The following is a 21,672-nucleotide window of genomic DNA, read 5'->3' on the forward strand; positions in this document are numbered from 1 at the left end:
ACCATCGGCGAGGACGGCAAGTGGTCGTTCGCCCTCAACAACGACGACCCGGCGGTGCAGGCCCTGGGCGCCGGTGATTCCATGACCAAGACCTTCACGGTCACCAGCGCCGATGGCACCGACACCCAGGAAGTGACGGTCACCATCAACGGGTCCAATGACTCGGCCACCATCTCCGGCGACATCGCCGGCGGCGTCGGCGAGGACGGCACCCAGGCCGCGACCGGCACGCTCAACGTGGCGGATGTGGACAGCGGCGAGGCCCATGTCCAGGCGACCAGCGTCGAGACCGATCAGGGCACCTTCACCATCGGTGAAGACGGCAAGTGGTCGTTCGCCCTCAACAACGACGACCCGGCGGTGCAGGCCCTGGGCGCCAATGATTCCATGACCAAGACCTTCACGGTCACCAGCGCCGACGGCACCGACACCCAGGAGGTGACGGTCACCATCCACGGCAGCAACGACAGCGCCACCATCAGCGGCGACATCGCCGGCGGCGTCGGCGAGGACGGCACCAGCACGGCGACCGGGACTCTCCATGTCTCCGACGTGGATACGGGCGAGGCCCATGTCCAGGCCACCAGCGTCGAGACCGACCAGGGCACCTTCACCATCGGCGAGGACGGCAAGTGGTCGTTCGCCCTCAACAACGACGACCCGGCGGTCCAGGCCCTGGGCGCCGGCGACTCCATGACCAAGACCTTCACGGTCACCAGCGCCGATGGCACCGACACCCAGGAGGTGACGGTCACCATCCACGGCAGCAACGACAGCGCCACCATCAGCGGCGACATCGCCGGCGGCGTCGGCGAGGACGGCACCGGCACGGCGACCGGCACCCTCAACGTCTCCGACGTGGACAGCGGCGAGGCCCATGTCCAGGCCACCAGCGTCGAGACCGATCAGGGCACCTTCACCATCGGCGAGGACGGCAAGTGGTCGTTCGCCCTCAACAACGACGACCCGGCGGTCCAGGCCCTGGGCGCCAATGATTCCATGACCAAGACCTTCACGGTGACGAGTGCCGACGGCACCGATACCCAGGAGGTGACGGTCACCATCCACGGCAGCAATGACAGCGCCACCATCAGCGGCGACATCGCCGGCGGCGTCGGCGAGGATGGCACCTCTACGGCCAGCGGCACCCTCAATGTGTCCGACGTGGATAATGGCGAGGCCCATGTCCAGGCCACCAGCGTCGAGACCGACCAGGGCACCTTCACCATCGGCGAGGACGGCAAGTGGTCGTTCGCGCTCAACAACGACGACCCGGCGGTCCAGGCCCTGGGCGCCGGCGATTCCATGACCAAGACCTTCACGGTGACGAGTGCCGACGGCACCGACACCCAGGAAGTGACGGTCACCATCCACGGCAGCAACGACAGACCTGCAGGCATGCAAGCTTGCACTGCCGTCGTTTACANNGTAAACGACGGCAGTGCAAGCTTGCATGCCTGCAGGTCGACGGTCACCATCCACGGCAGCAACGACAGCGCCACCATCAGCGGCGACATCGCCGGCGGCGTCGGCGAGGACGGCACCGGCACGGCGACCGGCACCCTCAACGTCTCCGACGTGGACAATGGCGAGGCCCATGTCCAGGCCACCAGCGTCGAGACCGATCAGGGCACCTTCACCATCGGTGAAGACGGCAAGTGGTCCTTCGCGCTCAACAATGACGACCCGGCGGTCCAGGCCCTGGGCGCCGGCGATTCCATGACCAAGACCTTCACGGTGACCTCTGCCGACGGCACCGACACCCAGGAAGTGACGGTCACCATCCACGGCAGCAACGACAGCGCCACCATCAGCGGCGACATCGCCGGCGGCGTCGGCGAGGACGGCACCGGCACGGCGACCGGCACCCTCAACGTCTCCGACGTGGACAATGGCGAGGCCCATGTCCAGGCGACCAGCGTCGAGACCGATCAGGGCACCTTCACCATCGGCGAGGACGGCAAGTGGTCGTTCGCCCTCAACAACGACGACCCGGCGGTCCAGGCCCTGGGCGCCAATGAGTCCATGACCAAGACCTTCACGGTCACCAGCGCCGACGGCACCGACACCCAGGAAGTGACGGTCACCATCAACGGGTCCAATGACGGCCCGGTGGTGAGCGGCCCCGTGGATCTCGGCGCGACCGCCGAGGATCACTCCATCACCTTCACGGCGCAGCAATTGCTGGGCCATGCCTCGGACATCGATGGCGACAGCCTGTCGGTGAGCAATCTCAGTGCCGGTAACGGCACCATCAGCCAGAATGCCGACGGCAGCTATACCTTCACGCCCAATGCCGACTTCAACGGCGAGGTCAACGTGACCTACACCGTGTCGGACGGGCATGGCGGCACCACTTCGGGTTCGGCCAGCTTCGACGTGACCTCGGTCAATGACGGCCCGACCACCAGCGATGTGACGCTGGCCTCGGGGACCGAGGACCGCTCGGTGACCATCAAGGCCAGCGACCTGCTGGGCAACGCCCATGACGTGGACGGCGATACCTTGTCGGTGTCGAACCTGTCGGCCAGCAACGGCACCATCACCGACAACCATGACGGCACCTATACCTTCACGCCGAACCATGATTTCAGCGGCAACGTCGACCTGTCCTACACGGTCAGCGACGGCCAGGGCGGCAGCACGGCGGGCACGGCCCATTTCGGCATGGCCGCGGTGGCGGATTCGCCGGTCCTGTCGGCGTCGAACATTACCGTCGACCTGGGAGCCGGCCAGGCTCAGACCCTGAACGGCACCACCGGCAACGACACCCTGAGCGGCGGTTCGGGCAATGACGTGGTCAACGGCTCGTCGGGCGACGACGTGCTGTATGGCGACGGCACCGGCAGCGTGACGGTTCCGCTGAACATCAGCGACCGCCTGAGCGACACCGACGGTTCGGAATCCCTGGGCAGCGTGACCATCGGCGGTCTGCCGGCCGGGGCGAGCCTGTCTGCGGGCACCCATAATTCCGACGGCACCTGGACTCTGACTCCGGCGCAGCTGACGGGCCTCAGCGTGACCACCACCGAGGGCACCGCCCTGCATCTGAGCGTGACGGCGACCTCGACCGAGGCGTCCAACGGCTCGACCGCGACCACCACCACCAGCTTCGACGTCAGCTTCAGCGGCACGGCCGCCGGCAATGACACCCTGGACGGCGGGGCGGGCAACGACACCCTGTTCGGCGGGGCCGGCAACGACACCCTGACGGGCGGCGCGGGCGCCGACCTGCTGGAGGGCGGCGACGGCAACGACGTGCTGAACTACTCGACCGACGGGACCTGGAGCGGCGGTTTCGTGTCGCAGAACGTGGGTGATACCACCCATGCGGGCACCAACGAGACCTATACCATCACCGGTGACAACGACAGCCAGGACGTGTTCCGCGGCGGCGCCGGCACCGACACCCTGGTGATGGGCTCGGGCAATGACGCTCTGTTCCTGGACGACGGCTATAGCGGCTCGCCCACCGGCGGCGCGCGCATCGACGGCATCGAGAGCATTGTGGCCGGCGAGGGCAACGACGTGGTCGACCTGACGTCGAGCAAGTACACCTATGGCGACGTCACCATCGACGGCGGCGCCGGCAACGACGTACTGATGGGCAATGCCGGCAACGACGTCATCGACGGCGGCACCGGCAACGACGTGCTGTATGGCGCTTCGGGCAACGATACGCTGCGGGGCGGCGATGGCGCCGATACCCTGGACGGCGGCTATGGCGCCGACACCATCGACGCGGGCGCCGGCAACGACCTTGGCATCATCAAGGGCGGCCAGTCGGCGGGCGACAATTACGACGGCGGCACCGGCACCGACACGCTGCGCATCGACCTTTCCGGGTCGCAATACACCGCGGCGGTGCGCGCCGAGCTGCAGCAGTTCCAGTCCTTCATCGCCGATCCGGCCCATGCCGGCCAAAGCTTCCACTTCAACACCCTGGGTGTTGACGCCAAGAACTGGGAAAGCCTGAAGCTGACGGTGGACGGCCGCGACGTCTCGCTGGAGAACGCTCCGACGGTGACCAGCGCCACGGCGGTGAGCACCGACGAGGATCATTCGGGCGCCGGCCGCGTGGTCGGGACCGACCAGGACGTGGGCGACAGCGTGCGCTACCACCTGATGGATGCCAGCGGCAACCAGGTGGACAGCCTGTCGACCGCCCATGGCACGGTGACCATCAACTCGGCCACCGGCGAGTACACCTTCACCCCCAATGCCGACGCGCAGAGCCTGCGGGCTGGCGACGTGCAGACCGACAGCTTCAAGGTCGTGGCCACCGACGGCACCATGACCAGCGCGCCCTCGACCGTGGGCGTCACCATCACCGGCAGCAATGACGGCGCGGTGATCACCGGCACCAGCGTGGGCACGGTGGGCGAGGACGGTAACCGCTCGGTGACCGGCACGCTCAACGTCGCCGATGTGGATCAGGGGCAGGCCCATGTGACCGCCCAGACGGTGCAGACCGATCAGGGCACTTTCAGCATCGGCGAGAACGGCCAGTGGACCTTCCAGGTCAACTCGGGCAATGCCGACGTGCAGGCCCTGGGCGCCGGCGAGTCCATGACCAAGACCTTCGCCGTGGCCTCGGCCGATGGCACCGCCACCCAGAACGTGACGGTGACCATCAACGGCGCCAATGACTCCGCCACCATCTCGGGCTCGACCACCGGCGCGGTGGCCGAGGACGGCAACGGCCGTGCCACCGGCACCCTCAACGTGGCCGACGTGGATCACGGTCAGGCCCATGTGACCGCCCAGACGGTGCAGACCGATCAGGGCACTTTCAGCATCGGCGAGAACGGCCAGTGGACCTTCCAGGTCAACTCGGGCAATGCCGACGTGCAGGCCCTGGGGGCCGGCGAGTCCATGACCAAGACCTTCGCCGTGGCCTCGGCCGATGGCACCGCCACCCAGAACGTGACGGTGACCATCAACGGCGCCAATGACTCCGCCACCATCTCGGGCTCGACCACCGGCGCGGTGGCCGAGGACGGCAACGGCCGCGCCACCGGCACGCTGAGCGTCGCCGACGTGGATCACGGTCAGGCCCATGTGACCGCCCAGACGGTGCAGACCGATCAGGGCACCTTCTCCATCGGCGAGAACGGCCAGTGGACCTTCCAGGTCAACTCGGCCAATGCCGACGTGCAGGCCCTGGGGGCCGGCGAGTCCATGACCAAGACCTTCGCCGTGGCCTCGGCCGACGGCACCGCCACCCAGAACGTCAGCGTCACCATCACCGGCTCCAATGACGGCCCGACGGTGAGCGGCGCGGTGGGTCTCGGCCACACGGCCGAGGACAATTCCGTCACCTTCACCAAGGCGCAGCTGCTGGCCAACGCCCATGACACCGATGCCCACGACACCCTGTCGGTGAGCAACCTGTCGGCGGCCCACGGCAGCATCGTCGACAACGGCAACGGCACCTACACCTTCACGCCCACCGAGACTTTCAGCGGCCATGTGGATGTGAGCTATACCGTCAGCGACGGCCATGGCGGCACCACCACCGGTTCGGCGGCGCTGGACGTGGACGCGGTGGCCGACCGGGCCACGGTGTCGGTGGCCATCGGCGCCCCGGTGGAGACCCCCAACGGCAGCTTCACCGTCACCAATTTGGACAGCACGGCCTCGGCCGGCTACAACAACACCTATGGCTATTACGTCATGGACGACAGCGGCAACCCGACTTCGGGTGGCGTGATCTGGTCCAACGTGCATGCCTCGCCCGGCGCTTCGGTGACCATCAGCGGCGTCGATCCCGACCGGGTCGGCTTCTTCCTGATCCCCGACGGCGGCAGCCAGAATTCCGGCCTGGCCAATGGCGCGGCGCTGACCTTCTCCAAGGATGCGTCGGGCAACTGGCAGGCCAGCGACAGCGCCGGCCACGTGCTCTCGGGCGCCGGGACCAAGGTGCTGTTCGACAAGAGCGCGCTCAACGGCGACCACATGGTCCATAGCGAGGACACCAGCGCGGTGTCGGGCAACCAGAACTGGGAAGACCTGACCGGCGGCGGCGACCGCGACTACAACGACGTCAACATGTCGGTGACCTGGGGCAATGCGGCGCCGACGGCGACCCATCCGCTCACCGTCTCGGCCAGCTTCCCCGACATGGACGGCTCGGAAGGCCATGCGGTCAAAATCTCCGGCCTGCCCTCGGGCTCGACCCTGTATCAGAACGGCGTGGCCCTGGTGGCCGGCGCCGACGGCTCGTACTCCCTCAACCCGGCCCAGCTGGGCGGCCTGTCGGTCAAGACTCCGGCCGGCTTCAACGGCGACCTCAACGTCAACGTGACGGCGGTGGCCACCGACGGCACCAGCGTGGCCTCGTCCACCGCTTCGGCCACCGTGCATGACGACCTGTCCAACCACGGGCCGGATGCGGGCGACGCCACCTCGGTGCACGGCGCCATGGGCGCCACCATCACCGGCGCGGCCGGCGTCACCGATTCCGACGGCGACCACCTGTCCTATGCGGTGGGCACCGGCACCAGCGGACCGCAGCACGGCACCGTGGTGGTCAACACCGACGGCACCTTCACCTATACGCCCAGCGGCAATTACAGCGGCACCGACACCTTCAAGATCACCGTGTCGGACGGCCACGGCGGCACCGCCACCGAGACCGTCAACGTCACCGTGGAGAACGGCGCCCCGACGCTCACCACCGCCAACGCGGCGACGGCCAACGATCACAGCGCCGTCACCGGCCACGTCACCGGCTCCGACACCCCCGGCGACACCCTCAGCTACTCGCTGGTCGACGCCAACGGCAACCATGTCGGCAGCCTGGTCACCGACCACGGCACCGTCAGCATCAACGCCGCCACCGGCGACTACACCTTCACCCCTAACGCCGCCAACGCCAGCCTCGGCGTCGGCGCCTCGGTCACCGACAGCTTCAAGGTCGTCGCCACCGACAACCACGGCGCCGACAGCAACCTCGGAACCGTCGCCGTAACCGTCACAGGAAGCAATGACGGGCCGGTGGTGAACACCGCCAACGTGACCACCGCCAACGACCACACGGCCGTCAGCGGCCACGCGGCCGGCACCGACGTGGATGCGGGCGATAGCGTCCGCTACCATCTGGTGGATGCCAGTGGCAACCAGGTTGACAGCCTGACCACGGCCCACGGCACGGTCAGCATCAACGCTGCTACCGGCGACTACACCTTTACGCCGACCGGCGATTCCTCCCTGGGCGTCGGCCAGACCTTGGGTGACAGCTTCAAGGTGGTGGCGGTTGACAACCACGGCGCGGCCTCCGCCCCCAGCACGGTGGCGGTCACCATCACCGGCAGCAATGACGGGCCGGTGGTCGATCTCGTCTCCGGCGGTCGCGGGACCGAGGACAGCGCGGTTCGCGGCTCCGTCAGCGCCCATGACGTGGATGCGGGCGACAGGCTCAGCTACTCGCTGGTTGACAGCCATGGCAGCGCGGTCGGAAGCCTTGCGACCGACCACGGTACCGTCAGCATCAATCAGACGACGGGCGAATACACCTTCACGCCCAATGCCAACTGGGCGGGTAACGAGACCTTTAATGTCCAGGTGTCGGATGGTCATGGCGGTACGGCGACCCAGGCCGTCAACGTTCACGTTGACGCCGTCGCCGATGCCCCCGTGCTCAACCTGCAACTGGGTGGCGGTTCGGCGGTGACTTTGGCCGGTGCGTCCGAGGACGTGACCATCACCACCTCCAACATGCATGCCACCAACAGCGGCTTCAGCGTTTCGGCGCTGAATCTGGACGGCTCGGCGGGAACGCTTTCGACCCATAGCGGGCCGGACGGTTTCGGCGTCGCAGGAAACGCTTCGGGCGATCAGGCGGAACTGGGGCAATCCGGTGGCCGTTCCGAGAAGATTGTTGTCAACTTCGACAGTGACGTCTCCTCGGCCAACGTCTCCTTCGCCTGGATGAATTCCCAGGAGCATGCCCATTACGACCTGTACCAGAACGGCGTGAAGGTGGGCGAGGGCACCGTCACCGGCATCACCGACAGCGTCGACCCGGCGATCAGCCTGACCGCCGCCAATGGCGGCAGCTTTGACCAGATCGTCTTCTCGGCGCCGGGCGGCGGCGACAACGACTACCTGATCCACTCCATCAGCTACGAAGCCGCGGAACCCGGTGAGCGGGTGGTCAATTATCCTCTGGACGTGTCCTCCAGCCTGACCGATACCGACGGTTCGGAGCGCCTGGCGGTCACCCTGAACGGCCTGCCTGAAGGCGCGGTTATTCTGGATACGCACGGCAACGTGGTCGGCACCGATACCGGCAACGGGACCTGGTCGCTGCCGGGTGGTCATCTCGATCACCTGACGTTGCAGGTGCCGGCCGATTCCCATGCCTTCACGCTGGGAGCCACGGCCACCGCCACGGAATCTGACCCCAATGCGGCGGTTGCCACCGCCACCACCTCGGTCAGCGTCGCGGTTGCGGCCTTCGATCATGCGCCGGTGGCCGGGGATGACAGCCACATCGACACCGTGGCCCAGGGGCCGGCCTTGTCCGTGTCCATGGGAACCACCGTGGATGACGTTCACACCACCACGACCACCACCACCGTGGAGACCGGCAACAACGTGACCTGGAATGGTCTGGACTCCATGTCCGACCCGACCACGGCCACGCCGACCACCACCGTGTCCTATGATCTCAATACCGCCAACACCGGCAGCAGCAACGCCGATGTGATCAGCGTCGGCCATGACAACAACGCCAGCATCAGCACCGGAGCCGGTGACGATCAGGTCACCATCGGCCACAACGTCAACTCCAAGATTGACTTGGGGAGCGGTACCAATGCCCTGGATGTGGGCTCGGACGTCAACGCCTCGGTGATTGCCGGTTCCGGCAACGACACCGTGCGGGTGGGCGGCGCTCTCAACAGCGATATCGACCTGGGTAATGGCGACAACCGGCTGCAGCTGGGCGGCGATTCCAACGCCTCCGTCAGCGTCGGGTCCGGCAACGATGACGTCAAGATCGTCGGCAGCCTGAACAGCAATGTCAGCCTGGGATCGGGCGATGACGACCTGCAGATCGGCGGTTACGCCAGCGCCAGCATCGATGCCGGGGCCGGCAATGACCGCGTCCTGGTGGGGCGTGACCTGAGCTCCAAGGTGGATCTGGGCTCCGGCGACGATTACCTGGAGGTCAAGGGCAACGACTGGGCGTCCATCGATGCCGGGTCCGGCAACGACACGGTCAAGATCGGCGGCGCCATCAGCTCCAACGTGACCATGGGGGCGGGCGACGATCACCTGACCATCACCGGCCAGAATCTGTGGGCGACGGTGAGCGGCGGTTCGGGAACCGACTCCATCGAATTGACCGGCGTGACCAAGGCGCAGTGGGACGCCAACGTCAACAACGTCAAGGGCTACGTCAAGGACTTCGAGAACATCAAGTTCGCCGACGGGCAGGTGATCGGTGACGCCACGGCCTTCCAGGCCACCACCACGGTGACCACCACGACCACCACCCACAGCTACGAGACCCCGATCACCGTTCAGGCGACGTTGAATGATCGCGACGGCAGCGAGACGCTGTCGCCGGTGACCATCGCCAACATCCCGGCCGGCGGTCATCTGGAACTGAACGGTCAGGCGCTGACGCCCAATGCGGACGGCAGCTATACCCTGAACGTCTCTTCCGGCGCGCCGACCACGGTGACCTTGGTTACCGATACGCCGGTGACGGCCGGCAGCCTGAACCTCACCACCACGGTGTCCTCCACCGAGGCCCATGGCGGCGATGTTTCGGTCACCACCCTGGTGGGTGTCGGCAGCAATGCAGGTGAAACCGTGGTTGACGACCGGATCGCCACAGGCACCGACCATAAGGTGACCATCAACGCCTCCGACCTGCTGGCCAATGATACCGATGCGGACGGCGACGCCCTCAGCATCGTCGGGGTGGGCAATGCCCATCACGGTTCGGTCAGCATCGACAATGCGGGCCATGTAACCTTCACCGCGGAGAACGGCTTCAACGGTACGGCCACTTTCGACTACACGGTGAGCGACGGTCATGGCGGCACGGATGTCGCCACGGTCTCCGTCAACGTGGTTGACCCCAACCACGCGCCGGTGATCGATGCCGCCCACACCACCGCGACGCTGGTAGTCGACGACAAGCACGCCAATACGGCCAATATCGGCCAGGTGACCGCCACCGACGTGGACGGCGACAACCTGACCTACTCGGTGCTCGATGGTGGCAGCCACCACGGCAGCCTGGTCGTCGACGCCGACAGCGGCTCATTCTTCTACAACGCCGACGATACCAAGTGGAGCGGCACCGATACCTTCACCGTCCAGGTGAGTGATGGAGAGGGTGGCAAGGCGACCCAGACCATTTCGGTCCAGGTCACCGGCGGTTCCAAGGGCGGTAGCGGTGGCAGCGGCGGCGGCCATGCCATCGGCTGGGGCAATGGCGGCGGCCGTGACGAGAGCTGGGGCTCCAACGGCTCGTGGGAAGTGGACGGCGCCGGCCATTCGGGCGGCGGTCATGTCACCCACGCCTCCGATAACGGCAGCAACTGGAGCAGCGGCTGGCATGGCGTGGACGTGGGCAATGGCGGCCACGCCGGAACCGGTGACTCGATCGATATCGCCGGTTACAACCGCCATGACGAGTCCTATCGCGGCTCGGGCGGCGATACCCTGATCGGGGCGGCCGGCAACGACTACATGTCGCTGGAAGGCGGCGATCACGCTCAGAAGATCAGCGGCATCGACCACATCCAGTTGGGCGATGGGGACAATGTCATCCTGGACATGACCACCACCCGCTACGACTACGGCGACCTGACCGTAGCCGGCGGTTCGGGCCATGACGTGATCTGGTCGGCCAGCGGCGATGACCTGCTGGTGGCCGGCAACGGCGGCAACACCATCCATGGCGGTGCCGGTAACGACACCATCGTGGCGGGTGCCGGCAGCGACGAGCTGATGGGTCAAGAGGGTAACGATACGTTCCTGTTCGACTTCGGTTCGGGCCACGACACCGTCAACGGCGGCGCGGGGACCAACTGGACCGACACCATCGACCTGTCCACCGACATGCATGCTGGCGCCAATATCACCATCACCACGGCCGACAATCACAGTTGGACGGTGGCGTCCGATGGCGACCACAACGCCACCGGCAATATCGAGCTTGGCCAGGACAAGTCGGGCACCATCACGGTTCACAGCCAGGATGGCGACCAGACCATCGAGTTCACCAATATCGAGAGCATCAAATACTAGGGAATTGGTGTACGCGTCATAGGGTCCGCCCGCTTAACCGAAGCGGGCGGACCTGTTTTTGTGGATAGGGGAAGGGACAAGACGATGGAAGCGGGGGGGATGCCGGAGATTCCGGGCTACCGAATACATCGTCTGGCGGCGGTGACGGATTTCTCCGACGTCTGGCTGGCCGAGGATCTGGCTCTGGGGCGCGCCGTGGCAGTCAAGGTCTTCAGCCCCAAGGCGGACGAAAGCCAATTCATCGCCCCGTTTCCCGTGAGCGAATGGCGCCGCCGCTTTTACCAGGAGGGCCGGCTTCAGGCCCTATTCGACCATCCCAATATCGTGCCGGTCATTGGCATTGATCATGCTGCCGATGGGCGGCCCTGCCTGCTGATGCAGTATCTGCCGCAATCCCTCTGCCATGAAATCGGGTCTGATACCTTTGACGGTGAAGAAGCCTCAGCCCGCTGGGTCTCACCTGCCAGAACCAAGGAGGTGCTGCTGCAGGTCTTGTCGGGGCTGGTGGAAGTCCACCGGAAGGGCATTGTCCATCGCGATCTTAAGCCCCGCAACCTGCTGCTGGCCGGGGGCGGCGGCGTAAGGGTCAAGATTGCCGATTTCGGCATGGCCAAGGCGCCGGGCGAGCCCGATTCGACCGAAAAGGAGTGGTTCGGCACCCGCGACTACATCAGCCCGGAGCAATATGCCCGGGCTGGGCAGGCGACCGCCCGGTCCGACATCTTCTCGCTGGGGGTGATCGGTATCCGCATGCTGACCGGATATTTTCCCGATCGGCGGAGACTGGCGGCGGTCAAGGGATTGCCGCCGGCCTTCGCCGCCCTGCTTGCCCGCTGCCTCGAGCTTGATCCGGCGCGGCGCCCCGACGCGGCCCGGATGATGGCCCAGCTGGCGGCGATCACCTTGCCTTGACGGTGTGGCTAGGCGCATGATGAGGGCGTAACCCAAGCGGTCGGATTGCGATGATTTCCTCCATAGCCTCGACGACACTGCTTAGTGGCCTTGCCACCCAGTCGCGGGTTGCCCAGACTGCCGCCAACAACATCGCCAACCTCACCACGCCCGACTATCAGGCCGAGAGGGGCCAGGTGGTCTCCACCAGCCCGGCCGGGGCCGCCTACGTGCCGTTACCGCCCGAGGGCGAGGTGGACCTTACGCGGGAGGTGGTCGACCTCAACCAGGCGAAGCAGGCCTATATCATGGCCGCCCGCACCTTTTCCCGCATCGCCAGGACGGAAAGGGAAGCCCTGGACGTCCTGGCCTGACCGCTGCCCTTTCCACGGAATTTCCCTTCATGACCGATTTGCCCAAGGCCTACCTCGCCGGTCCGGCCGTTTTTCATCCCGCCGCCAAGGCTCTGCTCGATTATCTGGCCGAGATGTGCGGCCAGCACGGTCTGGTCGGAGTGGCGCCGTTCGAACCTGACGCAGAGCAACGGGCGCTGCCTCCCGCCGAATTGGCGGCGTTGATCCGTCAGGGCAATATGGAGCGGATCCGGGCGTGCGACGTGGTGATCGCCTGCGTCTCGCCGTTCCGCGGTCCTGGGGCCTGCCCAGGAACCACGTGGGAGATGGGCTATGCCGAGGGGCTGGGAAAGCCGGTGGTGGCCTGGTCCGAAGACATGCGCCCCTATATGGAGCGGGTTCCCCACGACCGCGATGCGGATGGGAGGCTGTTCTGTCGCCAGCACGGCATGCTGGTGGAGGATTTCGGCCTGGTGGAGAACCTGATGTACGCCGCTGGGACCCGCGGGGTTCAGCCGGAATTCGAGGCCGCTCTCAAACAGGCGCGGGCGCTGGCGGACTCTCTTCGCCCAGCGGCAGGGTGAAGCGGAAGACGCTGCCCGCGCCAGGGGTTGATTCTACCCAGATATGGCCGCCCAGCCGGTTGACGATCCGTTTGCATATGGCCAGGCCCACACCGGTGCCGGCATAGCTGGAATGGGGGTGTAGGCGGCGGAACAGCTCGAATACATCCTGTTCCTTCGGGTCGAAGCCGATTCCGTTGTCGGCGACCGAGAACTGCCAGTAGCGCCCGGCCTGCTCCGCGCTCACCTGGATGTGCGGAACAAGCCCCTCCTTGCGGTATTTGACCGCGTTGCCGACCAGGTTCTGGAAAACCTGGATCAGCATGACTGGGTCGGCATCCACCTCGGGCAGCGGGGCGACCGTGATCTCCGCCCCGCTGGAATCGATGGCTTCGCGCAGGTTGTTCAGTGCGCTCTGGCAGGCCGTTGCCGCCGACACCCGTTCGATTCGGCCTTCGCTGCGGCTGGTGCGGGAATAGGCCAGCAGATCGTTGACCATTTCATGCATGCGAATGGCGCCGCCGGTGACCAGTTCCAGGTACTGCCGGCCTCGATCATCCAGTCCTTCGCCGTAGTCGCGCTCGACCAATTGGGCGAAGCAGGCGACGGTGCGCAGCGGCTCCTGCAGATCGTGGGAGGCGACGAAGGCGAAGCGTTCCAGTTCGGCATTGGCTTCGGTCAGGGTCTCCACGGCCTTGGCCAGCTTTTCCGCCTGCAGGCGGCCGCTTTCCTCGGCCCGGACGCGGTCGGTGACATCCCGCACGATATGAAAGCCGCCGCACGGGCGGCCGTCTTCCCCGGCCAGGGAGCCATAGCTGGTCTCGAACCAGCCGATATCGCCATCGGTGGTCAGCGACTGCAGCTGGACGAAGGATTCGCCGGCCAGGGTCCGGTCCCAGCATTCTGAGAACAGTTGGAGGCGATCCGGGACCCTGCCGAAGACTTCCTCAATGGGCATGCCGATCTTTACGTCGCATTCAAAGAAGTTCCAGCACACGGCCTGATAGCGGGGATTAAAGGCTGTAAGGCGTTTGTCGCGGTCCCAGGCGGCGATCAGATCCTGAGACCCGCGCATGATGCCCGATAGGCGGGTATTCACCTCGGACAATTCCCGGTTGCTTTCCGCCAGGGCAGCTCCCCGGCGGTTCAACTCGGTCTCCCAGCGCCGCAGCAGCACCAGCAGCATGAGTGCCGTCACCAGGATGAAGACGCAGCCCTTGCCGAGTTCCAGCAGGGAGGCAATGCCTGGCGGCTCGCCGACACCAATCCAGACGGCTAGGGACGAGAGGAAAATCCAGCCCAGTCCGACGGCGGCATAGATGCCCGTTATGCGCCAGGAAACTTTCAATGCGATGAATTCCCTCGGATTGGTGGACGCCTTTGGATGCTGAGGCTACCAGAAAGTTGTTCTTGTGGCACAGTGAATGCGTCAGTCCGGCAGTTTCGGCAGGACGAATATCATGCGGGTGCCCTTGCCGGGGCCATCGGTTTCGGCCCAGATGCGGCCGCCGTGGCGCTCGATGATCTTGCGGCAGACCGGCAGGCCGATTCCTGTTCCGCCGCCATACTCGTCGCGCTGGTGCAGGCGTTGGAACAGGCCGAAGATCCGCTCTTCATAGCCTTTGCCCAATTCCATTCCGATGCCGTTGTCGGCGATGGTCATTCTCCACAATTCGGGCCCCTCGGCCTCGCAATGAACGGCGATGTGCACCGGCCCCTCTCCCCGATATTTGATCGCGTTGCCGAACAGGTTGAGCAGCACGCGGTAAAGCTCGTCATCATTGCCCATGATCACGGGCAGGGGCGAGGTGATGGAAATATCGGCCTGGGCGGCCTCCATCTGGCTGCGCAGGCTGCTTTTTGCCGCCTGCATCAACTCTGACAAGGAGACCAGGTGCATGTCGCGCTCGTTTCGCCCGATGCGGCTGAGTTCCAGCAGATCGCGGACCAGGCAATCCATGCGGTTGGCGGCATCAGTGACGATTTTCAGGAACTCCTGCTCCTCGTCGTCCAGGCGGCCCTCCAGGCGTCGCCTCAGCAAGGTGGAGAAGGCCGTGATGTTGCGCAGCGGCTCGCGCAGGTCGTGCGAGGCCACATAGGCATAGGCCTCCAGTTCGGCGTTGGACCGTTCCAGGGCCTGATTCTTGTCGCGCAGTTCGGCCTCGATGGATTTGGCCATGGTGATATCGGTGTGGAAGCCCAGGACATAGGGCTGGCCAGAGGTCGGATTGGCCACCTCGAAGGCCTTGGCGTGCAGCCAGACGATCTCGCCATCTGGCCGGATGATCCGGAAGTCGGCGGCGTACTCGCCCGATCCGATCCGGGCGGCCAAGAGGTTCATCACGCCGTCGCGGTCTTCGGGGTGGACCCAATCGCGCCACAAGGAGGGCTCGGCCATGAGAACCTCGGGGGCGTGTCCCCAAAGGCGGAGGAAGGCCGGGCTGATGTAGTGGAAGCGGCTGTAATCCTGGTCGGCGACGTAGAATACCTGATCGATGGTCTCGGCCATCTCACGGAACCGCCGTTCGCTTTCCGCCAGGACGCGCTCGTCGCGCTTGCGTTCGGAGATGTCGCGCAGGAAGACGAACAGCCGCCCGTCGCCGCCGGCAAAATACGAGGTGCTGACCTCCACGTCCCAGATCTCGCCATTCCGGGTGCGATGGCGGGTTTCGAAGCGCAGGTCCTGTCCGGCCATGACGGCGGCGATGCGGGCGTGGGTGGCGTCATCGGTCTCGATGGCTTCCAGATCCTGGATGGACATGGACAGCAATTGCTCCCGACTGTACCCCGAGCGGGCGGCATAGGCGTGGTTGACCTCCAGGAGCTGCCCCCGGTTGTCTGTCATCCAAAATCCATCGGAAGAGGTCTCGACGATGGCGCGGTAATGCTTTTCGCTGTCGTGAAGCGCCCGGGTCATCCTGGCGTTGGCGGCTAGGCGGGAATGGCTGCGCCGGGCGATCCAGCCGATGGCCAGCATGCCCAATCCCCAGATGGCGCCGTGGGTGGTGGCCATGGTCCGGACAACGTTCGCTTCGCCGGTCAGATAGGGCGCCAATGGCACCGAAACACCGATGCCGCCGCGCACTTCGCCGTCCTGAAAGCCGAGATGGCCGTGGCATTTCTGGCAACTGGGCTCCATCCGGAACGGCTTGAACAGGCGCAGGAAGGGCTTTCCGTCGATATCGGAAACCTCCATCACCTCGGATTTGGTTCCGGCGGCGAACTGCCGGATGGCCTCGGCCTCCCACGGATCCGCGGTGTTGTCGGAATTGAGGGTGACGATGCCGACGATGCGCCCCTTGATGCCGTACAACTCGCCATGGTCCTGCATCATCTGCCGCAGCATGTAGGCGGGGTTCATCAAGGTCAGCTTGCGCCCGTCATTGGCGATCAGGTCGCGGTCGGGCAGGTGGGCCATCCACGGGCTGGGTGGCGTCTTGGCATCGGGCTCCACATAGACGCCGCCATGGGACGACGCCCACAGGCGATAGGCCACGTCCTTGTTGAAATTGGCTTGGGCGGTATTGGTCGCCAGCTCCAGGGTGATCTCCCGTTGCTTGGCGATATTCCAGGCCAGCGAGCCTCCCAGCAGAAGACTCCAGCTGAACAGCCCGGCGGCGGCGTAACGCACGACCTTGGCGGTTACGTCGGCAAGGGTGGGAATCTCGCCTGAAACAGAGAGCCCGTCGCTCACAAATGTCCCCCATTTGGCCCTGGCCGGAGCCGACAGGCCGATTTTAACAAATATGCGTGCATGAGGTATCATGGCATCTGGTAACGAAACCTGACTGCCGGACGATCGGCCATCCGCCTGTGGACGAAGGATGGGCTTCGCCGATATAAAACCTGATGATCCAGGTCACCCACCGCATCCAAATCGACGAGAAGGAAATCGAGGAGAGCTTCGTCCGCTCTTCCGGTCCAGGTGGCCAGAACGTCAATAAGGTCGAGACTGCGGTCCAGTTGCGCTTCGATGCGCGGCGTTCGCCCTCGCTGCCCGACGATGTCAGCGTGCGCCTGCAAAAGCTGGCGGGCAGCCGTCTGACCCAGGACGGAATCATCGTGATTATCGCCCAGACCTACCGCAGCCAGGAGCGCAACCGCGCCGAGGCGCTGGACCGGTTGGTGGCGATGATCCGCGAGGCCGCCAAGCCGCCTCCTCCCAAGCGCCGCCCGACCAAGCCGACCAAGGGCTCGACGGAGCGGCGTCTTGAATCCAAGGGCAAGCGGTCCGAGACCAAGCGGCTGCGATCGGAGCGGCCGGAATAGGGAAGGGGAGCGGCGTGGCCATTCTTGACACCTTCTACGCCAAGGGGGCCACCAGCCAGGCGGCCCACCGGAGCCGGGATGAAGCCGCGTTCTGGATCAGAGCGAGGCGGAACCGTCTGCTGGCGGGCTGGGCCTGCGACCTGACTGACGAAGACAGCCAGAATTATCTCCACCTCTTGCTTGATGCCGATTTCGCCCGGGTTTCGACCTCGGCGACCGAAGGGTTCCTGATGCTGAAGATCCGCAATGACCTGATGGGGTTCGGAATCTTTCTGTCCTCGGCCGAACTGCAGGATGTCTGCCGGCGGTTCGAGCAGCAGGCTCTTCTGGAGCAGGAAGCCGAATTGCGCCGGTGACGGCCCCAATTCCGGTGCGTGATTCCCTGGCGTGATCCCTTGGCTTGACTCCATTATCCGCATAGTCTATAGATTAGTGGACTAAAGCTTATGGGCGTAAGCTTTGTGTTGAATTGGAGGGTGCGAATGATTGGAATTCATGAGGATGAGGCGCGGCGCCTGGCTCTGGCGGCACTGTTCGCGGTGGTTCTGGCCCTGGGGATGGCCGCGCTGATGCCCGGAGCCCAGGCGGCCGAGAGCCGGACCCTGCTCAACGTGTCCTATGATCCCACCCGCGAGCTGTATCAGGCGCTGAACGAATCCTTCGCGCGCCAGTGGAAGGCCAAGAGCGGCGAAGACCTGAAGATCAACCAGTCCCACGGCGGTTCGGGCAAGCAGGCCCGGTCGGTGATCGATGGGCTGGAGGCCGATGTGGTGACCCTGGCGCTGGCCTATGACATCGACGCCATCGCCGACAAGGCCAAGCTGCTGGATGCCGGCTGGCAGAAGCGGCTGGCCTATAATTCCTCGCCCTACACCTCGACCATCGTGTTCCTGGTCAGGAAGGGCAATCCCAAGCAGGTCAAGGATTGGGGCGATCTGGTCAAGCCGGGCGTTTCGGTGATCACCCCCAATCCTAAGACCTCGGGCGGGGCACGCTGGAACTATCTGGCCGCCTGGGGCTATGCGCTCGATCGCAACAACGGCGATGCCGCCAAGGCCGAGGCCTTTGTCGCCGCCCTGTTCAAGAATGTTCCGGTCCTGGATTCCGGGGCGCGAGGCTCCACCGTCACCTTCGCCCAGCGCGGCTTGGGCGACGTGCTGCTGGCCTGGGAGAACGAGGCTCATCTGGCGCTCAAGGAATTTGGCTCGGGCTTCGAGATCGTCACCCCGTCCCTGTCCATCCTGGCCGAGCCGCCGGTGGCGGTGGTCGACAAGGTGGTGGACAAGCGCGGCACCCGTGCCGTGGCCCAGGCCTATCTCGACTTCCTCTACACCCCCGAGGCCCAGGAGATCATCGCACGGAACTTCTACCGTCCCCGCGATCCGGACGTGGTGAAGACGACCCAGGGCATCTTCGCGCCGGTCAAGCTGTTCACCATCGACGACGTGTTCGGCGGCTGGACCAAGGCCCAGACGGCGCACTTCGCCGATGGCGGCGTGTTCGACCGCATCACGGCGAAGAAGTAGGAGTGGGCGCGGTGGCCGCCTTCGCTCTGTCCCTGCCGCGACGGGTGCCCAGCGTCATTCCGGGGTTCGGCCCGACCATGGGCCTGACCCTGGCCTACTTGTCGCTGATCGTCCTGCTGCCGCTGGCGGCGCTGGTCATCAAGGCGGCGGGCACCACCTGGTCGCAGTGGGGGGCGATCGTCACGGATGCCCGGGTGCTGTCAGCGCTGGGCCTGTCGTTCGGAGCCGCACTGGTGGCGGCCCTGATCAATGCCGTCTTTGGCCTGCTGGTGGCCTGGGTGCTGGTGCGCTATCCCTTTCCCGGCCGCAGGCTGGTGGACGCCGTCGTCGACCTGCCCTTCGCCCTGCCCACCGCCGTGGCCGGCATCGCGCTCACCGCTCTTTACGCCCCCAACGGCTGGATCGGCTCGGTGTTGGAGCCCCTGGGCGTCAAGGTGGCCTTCACCCCCCTGGGCGTGGTGGTGGCCATGGTGTTCATCGGCCTGCCCTTCGTGGTGCGCACGGTGGAGCCGGTGCTGCACGACGTGGATCTGGAGCTGGAGGAGGCCGCCGCCTCCTTGGGGGCGGACCGGCTGCAGACCTTCCTGAAGGTGATCCTGCCCTCCATCCTGCCGTCGCTGCTGACCGGGTTTTCACTGTCCCTGGCCAGTGCGGTGGGCGAATACGGCTCGGTGATCTTCATCGCCGGCAACCTGCCGGGCGTCTCGGAGATCGCGCCGCTGCTGATCGTCACCAAGCTGGAACAGTACGACTACGTGGGCGCCACCGCCATCGCCACCCTGATGCTGGCGATTTCCTTCACCCTGCTGCTGGTGGTCAACCTGCTGCAAAAGTGGCGCCGCGGGCGCATGGGGGGCTGAAATCATGAGCGAGCACGCCACGCGCGAACCGGCGGTGGTGCGGTGGAGTCTGACCCTGGTGGCCCTGGCCTTCCTGGCGCTGTTCCTGGTCGCCCCCCTGGCCGCGGTGCTGGTCGAGGCCTTCGCCAAGGGCTGGGGCGCCTATGTGCGGGCGCTCTCCACCGACGATACCTGGTCGTCCATTCGCCTGACGCTGATCGTCGCCGCCATCGCGGTGCCGCTGAACATCGCCTTTGGGCTGGCGGCAAGCTGGGCCATCGCCAAGTTCGATTTCGGCGGCAAGAGTCTGCTGATCTCGCTGATCGAATTGCCGTTCTCGGTGTCGCCGGTGATCTCCGGGCTGATCTACGTCCTGCTGTTCGGCTTGCAGGGCCTGCTGGGGCCTTGGCTGTCCGAGCACGATTTCAAGGTCATCTTCGCCGTTCCCGGTATCGTTCTGGCCACGGTGTTCGTCACCTTTCCCTTCGTGGCGCGTGAGCTGATCCCGCTGATGGAGGAGCAGGGACGTGAGGAGGAGGAGGCGGCCCTGACGCTGGGCGCCTCCGGCCTTGCCACGTTCTGGCGGGTGACGCTGCCCAATGTCCGCTGGGGGCTGCTGTACGGCGTGCTGCTGTGCAACGCGAGGGCCATGGGCGAGTTCGGCGCCGTCTCCGTGGTCTCCGGCCATATCCGGGGGCTGACCAACACCATGCCGCTGCACGTGGAGATCCTTTACAATGAATACGATTTCGTCGGCGCTTTCGCGGTCGCCTCTCTCCTTGCCATTCTGGCCCTTGTCACGCTGGCCGCTAAAGCGGTACTCGAATGGTGGCACCGCGACGAACTCGCCGCCACCGGACATTGATGGGGCGGACATTGAAGGGTCGGACATGATCGAGGTTGAAAACATTTCCAAGCGCTTCGGCTCGTTTGCCGCGCTGGATCAGGTGTCGCTGCGCGTGGCCCAGGGCAAGCTGGTGGCGCTGCTGGGGCCGTCCGGCTCGGGCAAGACCACGCTCTTGCGCATTCTGGCCGGTCTGGAGCAGCCCGATGACGGCCGCGTCCGCCTCGGCGGTATCGACGCCACCGGCCTGGGGACGCGGGACCGCAAGGTGGGCTTCGTGTTCCAGCATTACGCCTGTTCCGTCACATGACGGTGGCCGACAACATCGCCTTTGGCCTTAAGGTGCGAAAGGGCGCCGACCGCCCGTCCAAGGCGGCCATTACCGAGAAGGTCCATACCCTGCTGGAACTGGTGCAGCTTGAAGGGCTGGCGGGGCGGTATCCCAGCCAGTTGTCCGGCGGCCAGCGCCAGCGCGTCGCCCTGGCCCGCGCCCTGGCGGTGGAGCCGCGCCTGCTGCTGCTGGACGAGCCGTTCGGCGCGCTGGACGCCCAGGTGCGCAAGGATCTGCGCCGCTGGCTGCGGCACCTGCATGACGAGATGGGCCTGACCGGCGTGTTCGTCACCCATGACCAGGAGGAAGCCCTGGAGGTGGCCGACGAGGTGGTGGTGATGAACAAGGGGCGCATCGAACAGATCGGCACGCCGGCCGAGATCTACGACAGCCCCGCCACCCCCTTCGTCTACCGCTTCCTGGGCAACGTCAACGCGCTGCCCTGCCGGGTGGCCGGCGGTCAGGCCCAGGTGGGTGGACTGCATATCGGCGAAGGCCGGGCGGATGGCCCGGCACCGCCTTTGTCCGCCCCCATGACGTGGAAGTCCTGGAACTGTCCCCCGACGCTCCCCAGGCCAGGGTCCGTCAGGTGGTGGTGTTGGGGCCGGTGGTGCGGGCCGAACTGGAACTGGCCGACGGCATCATCGTCGAGGCCGAGGTGTCGCGCGACGTCAAGGACAAGCTGGGCCTGCGCCGCGGACTGGAGGTCTCGGTCTTCCTGCGCAAGGCGAGGGTCTTCGTGGGGGAAAACATCTAGCCGGTGGGAGGGGGCGCCTCCCTTC

The 21,672-nt window shown here is 65.7% G+C and carries 11 protein-coding genes and 1 pseudogene; 10 read left to right on the plus strand and 2 right to left on the minus strand.

Going from position 1 to position 21,672, the window contains the following annotated elements:
* The first annotated feature begins 3 nt into the window (after window positions 1-3).
* The 4 genes from AMB_RS26410 to AMB_RS10100 all read left to right on the plus strand — a co-directional run bounded on the left by AMB_RS26410 (window position 4) and on the right by AMB_RS10100 (window position 13,102).
* On the plus strand, window positions 4-11,274 hold the full coding sequence (locus AMB_RS26410) for a VCBS domain-containing protein (protein WP_231849075.1): 11,271 nt from the start codon (window positions 4-6) through the stop codon (window positions 11,272-11,274).
* Between the two features lie 99 nt (window positions 11,275-11,373).
* On the plus strand, window positions 11,374-12,186 hold the full coding sequence (locus AMB_RS10090) for a serine/threonine-protein kinase (protein ID WP_231849038.1): 813 nt from the start codon (window positions 11,374-11,376) through the stop codon (window positions 12,184-12,186).
* Window positions 12,187-12,236: 50 nt separating this feature from the next.
* Window positions 12,237-12,539, plus strand: a complete 303-nt coding sequence (locus AMB_RS10095) for a hypothetical protein (RefSeq protein WP_011384406.1) — start codon at window positions 12,237-12,239, stop codon at window positions 12,537-12,539.
* Between the two features lie 29 nt (window positions 12,540-12,568).
* Window positions 12,569-13,102 carry a nucleoside 2-deoxyribosyltransferase gene (locus AMB_RS10100; RefSeq protein WP_011384407.1) on the plus strand — a complete coding sequence of 178 codons (534 nt, stop codon included), beginning with the start codon at window positions 12,569-12,571 and terminating at the stop codon, window positions 13,100-13,102.
* On the opposite strand, the gene AMB_RS10105 is transcribed toward AMB_RS10100, so the two are convergent.
* Both AMB_RS10105 and AMB_RS10110 read right to left on the minus strand, forming a co-directional pair.
* Window positions 13,053-14,429, minus strand: coding sequence for a sensor histidine kinase (locus AMB_RS10105; RefSeq protein ID WP_011384408.1), 1,377 nt, complete (start codon window positions 14,427-14,429; stop codon window positions 13,053-13,055). The genes AMB_RS10100 and AMB_RS10105 overlap by 50 nt on opposite strands.
* 81 nt (window positions 14,430-14,510) lie before the next feature.
* A complete protein-coding gene (locus AMB_RS10110; RefSeq protein ID WP_011384409.1) occupies window positions 14,511-16,775 on the minus strand; it encodes a PAS domain S-box protein in 2,265 nt (754 codons plus the stop codon).
* A 155-nt stretch (window positions 16,776-16,930) separates the two neighbouring features.
* Here AMB_RS10110 and arfB point away from each other — a divergent pair, with 155 nt between their 5' ends.
* The 6 genes and pseudogenes from arfB to AMB_RS10140 all read left to right on the plus strand — a co-directional run bounded on the left by arfB (window position 16,931) and on the right by AMB_RS10140 (window position 21,647).
* The gene (arfB, locus tag AMB_RS10115) at window positions 16,931-17,350 is read left to right on the plus strand and encodes an alternative ribosome rescue aminoacyl-tRNA hydrolase ArfB (protein ID WP_043744113.1); all 420 of its coding nucleotides are present in this window, start codon (window positions 16,931-16,933) and stop codon (window positions 17,348-17,350) included.
* A 14-nt stretch (window positions 17,351-17,364) separates the two neighbouring features.
* Window positions 17,365-17,706, plus strand: a complete 342-nt coding sequence (locus AMB_RS10120) for an ATPase inhibitor subunit zeta (RefSeq protein WP_011384411.1) — start codon at window positions 17,365-17,367, stop codon at window positions 17,704-17,706.
* Window positions 17,707-17,832: 126 nt separating this feature from the next.
* Complete coding sequence (locus tag AMB_RS10125) at window positions 17,833-18,876, plus strand: sulfate ABC transporter substrate-binding protein (protein WP_043744117.1); 1,044 nt, start codon at window positions 17,833-17,835, stop codon at window positions 18,874-18,876.
* Window positions 18,877-18,878: 2 nt separating this feature from the next.
* Window positions 18,879-19,736 (plus strand): sulfate ABC transporter permease subunit CysT, encoded by an 858-nt coding sequence (cysT, locus tag AMB_RS10130; RefSeq protein ID WP_011384413.1) that lies wholly within the window; start codon window positions 18,879-18,881, stop codon window positions 19,734-19,736.
* Between the two features lie 4 nt (window positions 19,737-19,740).
* Window positions 19,741-20,580, plus strand: a complete 840-nt coding sequence (gene cysW, locus AMB_RS10135) for a sulfate ABC transporter permease subunit CysW (protein ID WP_011384414.1) — start codon at window positions 19,741-19,743, stop codon at window positions 20,578-20,580.
* Window positions 20,581-20,605: 25 nt separating this feature from the next.
* Window positions 20,606-21,647: pseudogene (locus AMB_RS10140) on the plus strand (sulfate/molybdate ABC transporter ATP-binding protein).
* Window positions 21,648-21,672: the final 25 nt, after the last annotated feature.

This window comes from Paramagnetospirillum magneticum AMB-1 (assembly GCF_000009985.1).
In the GTDB taxonomy this organism is placed as follows: Bacteria; Pseudomonadota; Alphaproteobacteria; order Rhodospirillales; family Magnetospirillaceae; genus Phaeospirillum; species Phaeospirillum magneticum.